Annotated in this window: 5 protein-coding genes; 4 read left to right on the plus strand and 1 reads right to left on the minus strand. The window is 70.4% G+C overall.

Annotated features, from left to right (window positions below):
• Positions 1-11: 11 nt before the first annotated feature.
• Positions 12-5,423, plus strand: a complete 5,412-nt coding sequence (locus OJ997_RS31725) for a ThuA domain-containing protein (protein WP_270029389.1) — start codon at positions 12-14, stop codon at positions 5,421-5,423.
• A 63-nt stretch (positions 5,424-5,486) separates the two neighbouring features.
• Here the strand turns inward: OJ997_RS31725 and OJ997_RS31730 are convergent, their stop codons facing one another.
• Positions 5,487-6,098 carry a class I SAM-dependent methyltransferase gene (locus tag OJ997_RS31730; protein WP_270029390.1) on the minus strand — a complete coding sequence of 204 codons (612 nt, stop codon included), beginning with the start codon at positions 6,096-6,098 and terminating at the stop codon, positions 5,487-5,489.
• A 26-nt stretch (positions 6,099-6,124) separates the two neighbouring features.
• Between OJ997_RS31730 and OJ997_RS31735 the strand changes: the two genes are divergently transcribed.
• The 3 genes from OJ997_RS31735 to OJ997_RS31745 form a co-directional block, all read left to right on the plus strand.
• On the plus strand, positions 6,125-6,724 hold the full coding sequence (locus OJ997_RS31735; RefSeq protein ID WP_270029391.1) for an LURP-one-related family protein: 600 nt from the start codon (positions 6,125-6,127) through the stop codon (positions 6,722-6,724).
• Positions 6,724-7,074: an MmcQ/YjbR family DNA-binding protein gene (locus tag OJ997_RS31740; protein WP_270029392.1), complete on the plus strand. Its 351-nt coding sequence runs from the start codon at positions 6,724-6,726 to the stop codon at positions 7,072-7,074. The genes OJ997_RS31735 and OJ997_RS31740 overlap by 1 nt, the downstream gene beginning before the upstream one ends.
• Positions 7,067-7,606 (plus strand): DNA glycosylase AlkZ-like family protein (locus OJ997_RS31745; RefSeq protein ID WP_270029393.1); only part of this gene is annotated, 540 nt, incomplete at its 3' end. The genes OJ997_RS31740 and OJ997_RS31745, both read left to right, overlap by 8 nt.

Below are 7,606 nucleotides of genomic sequence, written 5' to 3' on the forward strand. Positions count from 1 at the left end.
GAGAACGGACGATGCTGAAGACGGTCGCGGCCCTCGCCGCGGTCCTCGTGTGCCTGACCTGGACGGCGTTGGCGGACGCGCAAGCGCCCGTCGCCGGCGACTTCCAGAAGGTCACGCTGGACGACAACACGCAGAACCCGATGGAGCTGGACGTCGCCCCCGACGGGCGCGTCTTCTACATCGAGCGCGACGGGCGCCTGATGATCTGGAAGCCCAACACGCAGCAGACGGTCACCGCGGGGACGGTCCCGGTCACGCGCAGCCAGGAGAACGGCCTGCTCGGCCTCCAGCTCGCCCCGGACTTCGCCACGTCGAAGTGGGTCTACCTCTTCTACTCGCAGCTCCCGGACAGCTCGAACACGCAGGTGGTCGCCCGCTTCAAGGTCAACGGCGACACGCTCGACCTCGCGTCCGAGCAGAAGATCCTCACGTTCACGCACCAGCGCGGACAGTGCTGCCACTCCGGCGGCTCGATGTACTTCGGCCCCGACGGCAGCCTCTACGTCGCCACGGGTGACAACACCAACCCGTTCGACTCGGGCGGCTACAACCCGATCGACGAGCGCGCGGGCCGCAGCGCCTGGGACGCGCAGCGCACCTCGGCCAACACGAACGACCTCAACGGCAAGATCCTGCGCATCAAGCCGGTGGAGAACCCGACCGGCACGCCGGGCCTCGGCAACACGTACACGGTGCCACCGAACAACCTGTTCGCGGCGGGCGTCGAGAAGACGCGGCCCGAGATCTTCGCCATGGGCTTCCGCAACCCGTTCCGGATCACGGTCGACTCCGAGACCGGCTGGGTCCTGAGCTCCGACTACGGCCCGGACGCCGGCACGACGAACGCCAACCGCGGCCCGCAGGGCTCGGTCGAGTACAACGTCGTGCCGCAGGCCGGCAACTATGGCTGGCCGTACTGCATCCGCGACAACGTGCAGTACAACGACTACAACTTCGAGACCTCGACGTCGGGCGCGAAGTTCGACTGCTCCAGCCTCAAGAACGACTCGCCCAACAACACGGGCCTGACCGACCTCCCGCCCGCGCAGCCCGCGTCGGCGTGGATGGGCTTCGGTGACACCGACCCGCGCTTCCGCCCGAACCTCGGCACCGGCGGCGCCCCGATGGGCGGCCCGCGCTACCACTTCGACGCGAGCCTGGACTCCGACCGCAAGTTCCCGGCGTTCTACGACGACAAGTGGTTCATCGCCGAGTGGAACAACGGCTGGATCAAGACCGCGAACCTCAACGCGGCGGGCGGGATGACGGCCGTCGATCCGTTCGCGCTGGGCACGGGCTACAAGCGCCCGATGGACCTCGACTTCGGTCCCGACGGCGCGCTGTACGTGATCGAGTGGGGCTCGGGCTTCGGCGGCGACAACGCCGACTCGGGCGTCTACCGGATCGACTACGTCGCCGGCAACAAGGCCCCGGTCGCGGAGGCCACGGCCTCGGTGACGAACGGGCTCGCGCCGCTCGCGGTGCAGTTCAACTCGACCGGCTCGGCGGACCCCGAGGGCGAGGCCATCACCTACGCGTGGGACTTCAACTCCGACGGCACCGTCGACTCGACGGCCGCCAACCCCTCGTACACCTACACCGCCAACGGCGCGTACACGGCCAAGCTGACCGTGCGTGATGCGGGCGGCCTGAGCGCCGTCGAGAACATCCTGATCACGGTCGGCAACCGCGCGCCGACGGTGACGATCGAGACGCCGCTCAACGGCAAGCTCGCGTCCTTCACGGACAAGATCCCGTACAAGGTCACCGTCACTGACCCGGAGGACGGCTCGACCGGCTCGGGCATCGACTGCTCGCAGCTGACGGTGAAGATCTCGCTCGGCCATGACGAGCACGCGCACGACCTGTCGAGCGCGCAGGGCTGCGAGGGGACGCTGACCTCAGGCCTGACCGCCGGCCACGGCCCGGAGGCCAACACGTTCACGGTCATCTCGGTGAGCTACACGGACAAGGGCGGCGCGCTGGCGCTGACCGGCCGCGCCGAGGCGATCCTGCAGCCCAAGCAGAAGCAGGCCGAGTTCTTCGCCTCGACCGGCCGCGTGCCGGACGGGACGACGGGCGGCACCGCGGGCGTGCAGATCGAGACGACCACCGACGTCGAGGGCGGCGGCTCGAATGTCGGCTTCATCGAGGACGGCGACTACACGTCCTACAAGCCGTTCAACCTGGCCGACATCTCCGAGGCCCGCTTCCGGGTGGCTTCGGCCGGCCCGGGCGGCACGATCGAGCTGCGCTACGACTCGCCGACCGGCCCGCTGCTGGGCAAGACGGCGATGATCACGCCGACCGGCAACTGGCAGACGTACAAGAACGTCTCACTGCCGCTCACCGGCGTGCCGAGCGGGACGCACGAGCTGTTCGTCATCACCCGCAATCCGGGGCAGACGGCCTCGCTGCTGAACCTCAACTGGATCGACTTCGTCGGCAAGGGAGCGGCGCAGACGGCCGCGCCCGACGTCACGTCGACGGCGACGCCGCTGACCGGCGCCGCGCCGCTGCCGGTCAAGTTCGAGACGACCGCGACCGACCCCGACGGCGGGACGCTGAGCTACGCCTGGGACTTCGGCGTGCCGGGGACCACGACGGACACGTCGACCGCGGCTTCGCCTTCCTACACCTACGCCAACCAGGGCAACTACACGGCCACGCTGACCGTCACCGACGGCCAGGGCGGCACGACCATCAAGACGTTCGCGATCAAGGTGAACGCGCCCGCGGGTTGCGGCACCAACTACCGCGACGACTTCGACGGCGCCGACCTCGGCGCCGGCTGGGACGTCGTGCGCCGGGACCAGGGCCTCGTCGTCGGCGGCGGGACGCTGAAGATCCCGACCGCCCAGGGCGACGTCTACGGCGGCGACAACAACGCCAAGAACATCGTCCTGCGCGCGGCGCCGGGCGGCCCGTGGACGATCACCAGCAAGATCAAGCACAGCGGCAACCGCCAGTACCACCAGGCGGGCCTGATCGTCTACGGCGACGACGACAACTACACGAAGTTCGATCGCCTGGCCGACAACACGCCGGCCAACCCGGTGACCGAGCACTTCGAGTTCATCAACGAGGTCGCCGGCACGCCGCGCAACGGCTCGGCGGACTCCGGCCCGCAGCTCGGCGGCACCTACCCGCAGGACTTCTTCATGAAGATCGAGTCCGACGGCACGCAGATCCGCGGCTACCAGTCGACCAACGGGACGGACTGGACCGTCGTCGGCCAGCCGGCGAACCTGCCCACGGGCACCGTGCGCGTCGGCATGTTCTCGCTCGGCAACGCGGCCGCCACGGCGGTCACGTCGGAGTTCGACTGGTTCACGCTGACCACGCCGGGTGGCGGTGGCGGCGGTGCCGGTGACGAGTTCGACGGCACGTCGCTCGACAAGACGCGCTGGAACGCGATCACGCGTGAGGACACGTCGCTGTACTCCGTCGGCAGCGGCGGCCTGACGATGACGCTGGTCCAGGCCGACGTCGGCGGGGCCAACAACAAGAACTACATCCTCCAGACGGCGGACCACACGTCGCCGGACTACGTGCTCGAGACCAAGCTGTCGGCCTGGACGTTCGTCGGCCAGTACCGCCAGGCGGGCATCCTGATCTACGGGGACGACGCGAACTTCATCAAGTTCAACGCGATCTCCGACGCCACCAACACCCGCATCAACCGGATGGAGATCCGGTCGCGGACGGCGGGCGTGACCGCCAACGGCCCGAACCTGGACGTGCCCGCGGGCGTGACCGGGATCTGGCTGCGGCTGACCAAGTCGGGCACCAACTACCAGGCCGAGGCGTCCTTCAATGGCACGACCTGGCAGAACGTCGGCACGCCGGTGACCAACGTGACGCCGGACATGAAGTTCGGCCTCTACACCGCCGGTGTGGACGGCGCGGGCGGCACGGCGACCTTCGACTACTTCAAGGTCAACGGGTCGACCGGCTGTGGTGGCTCCGCCAACACGCCGCCGGTGATCACGTCGGCGTCCGCCACCCCGACGGCCGGCTTCGCGCCGCTCGCGGTGAACGTGGCCGCGGCCGCTTCGGACGCCAACGGCGACGCGCTCACGTACTCGTGGGACTTCGACGGCAACGGCACCGCTGACGCCACGGGCGCGACCGCGTCCACGACGTTCAACACCGCCGGCAACCGCACCGTCAAGCTGACGGTGTCCGACGGCAAGGGCGGCACGGCGACCCGGGACATCCCGGTCCAGGTGCTCGCCGCCGACGACCCGTCGAAGAAGCTCCGCGCGCTCGTGTTCTCCAAGACCGGCGGGTTCCGGCATGACGCGATCCCGGCGGGCGTGACCGCCATCCAGGGGCTCGCAACGGCCAAGGGCTGGCAGGTCGACTCCACCGAGGACGCGTCGCTGTTCACGTCCGCGGTCCTGTCGCACTACGACGTCGTGATCTTCAACTCGACGACGGGTGACGTCCTCAACGCCGCGCAGCAGACGGCGTTCGAGGCCTTCATCAAGAGCGGCAAGGGCTACGTGGGCATCCACGCGGCCGCCGACACCGAGTACGACTGGCACTGGTACGGCAGCCTGGTGGGCGCGTACTTCCGCAACCACCCGGCCGGCACGCCCAACGCGACCGTCATCGTGGAGGACCTCACGGACGTGTCGACCCAGGGCCTCCCGGCCCGCTGGGCACGGACGGACGAGTGGTACAACTACAAGAAGCCGGACAACTCCAGTGGTGACGATTACTCACCCCGCAGCACGCCCGGCGTGCACGTCCTGCTGACGATGGACGAGGCCACGTACGCGGAGGACGACGGCAACGCGACGGATGACGACCATCCGATCTCGTGGTGCCAGCGCTACGACGGCGGCCGCTCCTGGTACACGGGCATGGGCCACACGCAGGCGACGTTCCAGGAGGCCGGGTTCCTCTCGCACCTCGGCTCCGGCATCGAGATCGCGGCGGGCGTGCTCCCGTCGGCGGCGTGTGGCGTCGCGCCGCAGGAGCCGGGTGACAAGACCGAGGTCCCGGTCGAGGTCGGCGGGACCGTGCCCGGCACGCTCGCGCTGGCGCTCGCCGGCAACGGGGCGCTCGGGCCGTTCCTGCCGGGTCAGACCAAGGACTACACGGGGCAGCTCACCGCCACCGTGACGTCGAGCTCGGCGGCTTCGGCGCTGACCGTGCGCGACCCGAGCGCGACCGCCCCCGGGCGGCTCGTGAACGGGGCGCTCGCGCTCGAGCAGCCGCTGCAGCTGAAGGTCGGGACCGGCGCGTTCGGGGCCTTGAACGGCACCGGGCTGGCACTGACCACGTTCTCCACCCCGGTGGGGGCGCGGGCCGTGCCGATCGACCTCAAGCAGTCGATCGCGGCCACCGAGTCGTTGCTTACCGGCAGCTACAAGAAGACCGTCGTCTTCACGCTGTCGACCACCACTCCCTAAGAGGGAGACCCTCCGTGAAGGAGCGTCGGGCTTGCACGGGCCCGGCGCTCCCGAGCGGAGCTCTCAGCGAGGCCGCAGGATGTCGACCCGCATCGGGATCGGGTAGGCGCCGGGCATGAACCGCTCGCGCAGGTTCTCCTCCTCCTGCGCGTAGCGGTCGGCCCGCGTCGGGTCGGCCGAGAGGATCCGGTCGCGCAGCTGCTCGAGCCGGTCGATCTGCAGGACGACGTCGTACTCGATCGTCTGCAGCGACTCGAAGCCGCTGGCCTGGATCGCCGCCTGCGCCTGCGCGCGCACCTCGGTCTCGTCGTCGACCGGGCGCAGCAGCTCGAAGAACGCCCCGACCGCGAGCGGCTCGGCGATGTAGACGAGGTCGCGGACCACGCGCTTGAGCTCCGGGAACGCCGTGTGCGGGTCCGGGACGTGGTGCAGGCTGCGCATCAGCGTGGCCACGTCCACCGAGCCGTCCTCGAGCGGGAGGTCCTGCGCGCCGCCGGTGAGGTAATGGCCGTCGGGGTCGAGCTCGCGCGCACGCGCGACGTCGATGTCCACGCCCAGCGCGTCCGCTCCGGCGCCACGCAGGGCGCGCACGAACGCGCCGTCGCCGCAGCCCACGTCCACCACGGTCCGGCCCTCCAGGGCGATCGCGTTCGTCAGTGCCTCGAAGTCGTCCATCGGTCCTCGCAGCGTACGCTTCCGGCGTGATCCAACCGAACGAGCACGACGTCTTCCTCCTGCGCCAGCGCATTCGCCCGGTGGTCAACCAGTACGAGTTCACGCTCCCCGACGGTCAGGCGGTCTGCTTCGTCGAGCAGAAGCGCTTCGCGTTCAAGGAGGACATCCGCTTCTACACGGACGACTCCAAGTCGCAGGAGCTGATGCGGCTCAAGGCGCGCCAGCGCTTCGACCCGCGCGCCCGCTACGACGTCACCGACCCGTCCGGCGCCACGATCGGCCAGATCCAGAAGGTGTTCGGCGCGAGCCTGCTGCGCTCGACCTACACCCTGTTCGACGCGGGCGGGAACGAGACCGCGACCGTCACCGAGAAGAGCGTCCCGATCGCGCTGATCCGCCGCTTCATCGGGCTCGTCCCGTTCATCGGCGGCTTCACGGACTGGCTGCCGATCCCGTACCACTTCATCTTCAAGCGCGGCGACCAGCTCCTCGGCACCCACACCCGCCAGGCGTGGAAGTTCCGCGACACCTACACGATCGACCTCTCCGGCGACACCGGCCGCACGCTGGACCGCCGCCTCATCCTCGCGACCGCCGTCGGACTGGACGCGCTGCAGGCCCGCTGATGCCGACCTGGGACGACGTCCGCGCGATCGCCGCCAAGCTCCCCGGCTGCGAGGAGTCGACCTCCTACGGCACGCCGTCCCTGAAGGTGCGCAACAAGTTCATGTGCCGCATGCGCACCGACCCGGACGCGCTGGTCGTGCGCTGCGTGGACGTCGCCGACGCGGACGCCTTGAAGCTCGGCCAGCCCGACGTCTTCTTCTCCACGCCCCACTACGACGGCTGGCCGGGCGTGCTCGTCCGCCTGGAGACGGTGTCCCTCGAGCAGCTGTCCGAGCTGATCGAGGACGCCTGGCGCCTTCAGGCCGCGAAGCGCGTCGTGGCCGCGTACGACCGCGACCGCGGTGAGTGAAACGACGCGCGGCGCGCGGCCCGGCCGCGCGGCCGCGGCCTCGCGTGTCGTCGCCCGCGCGCGTGCGCGTGGCCAGTGGCTGCACGCGCCCGGCGGCGGCGACGTCGTCCGCCACCTGCTCGCCGTCCAGGCCCAGGACGTGGCGAGCGTCCCGAACGCGCTGTCGGCGCGCGGCGGTTCGTTCCGCGACGGCCTCCTCGTCACCTGGCTGATGCGCTCGACGCTCCACCTCGTCGACGTCGAGGACCTCGCGTGGCTGCACCCTTTGTTCGCCCCGCGTCGCGCCGCCACGAGCGACCGCCGCCTCGCGCAACTCGGCGTGGCCGACCCCGACGCGCTCGTCGACCGCCTCGTCCGCGCGGCGCCGGCGACCCGCGACGAGCTTGCCGAGACGCTCGGCCTCACCGGCCAGGCCGTGCCGCACATCATCGCCCGCGCCGCGATGCACGGCCGCGTCGCCCTGACCGCGGGCGCGCCCACCGCCGCGCCGCGCGCTGCCGCTCCCGACTCGCCGCGCGCCGCTGCGCCCGAC

The sequence above is a fragment of the Solirubrobacter phytolaccae genome, from assembly GCF_027587195.1.
Taxonomy (GTDB): Bacteria; Actinomycetota; Thermoleophilia; order Solirubrobacterales; family Solirubrobacteraceae; genus Solirubrobacter; species Solirubrobacter phytolaccae.